At 57.7% G+C, this 279-nt stretch carries 1 pseudogene; it reads right to left on the reverse strand.

Annotated features, from left to right (window positions below):
- Window positions 1–147 precede the first annotated feature (147 nt).
- A pseudogene (locus tag EE949_RS29735) lies at window positions 148–279 on the reverse strand (rhomboid family intramembrane serine protease); the annotation flags it as partial.

The raw sequence follows: 279 nt of genomic DNA on the forward strand, positions 1-279 counted from the left end.
ACGCCAATACCGGCCCAGCCGAATCGTTCGAAGAACACCGAGGCGTGACGCCGAAGTAACAGCAACAGGGTCATGCGTGCAAATCCATGATTCAGGTTCCCTTCCAGACGGGTCGGCAACGACGACCCGCAATCCACAGCATGCCCTTCAAACCACTCGGGTGGTTTCACTCTGTAACGTTTTTGAATGCATCAGCCGGGCGACGACGACACCCGCAAGCGCGCCGGCCAGGTGCGACTCGAATGAAATGCCCGGCATGGGAACGAATCCATAGATCAG

It is taken from the genome of Pseudomonas viridiflava, assembly GCF_900602065.1.
GTDB lineage: Bacteria > Pseudomonadota > Gammaproteobacteria > Pseudomonadales > Pseudomonadaceae > Aquipseudomonas.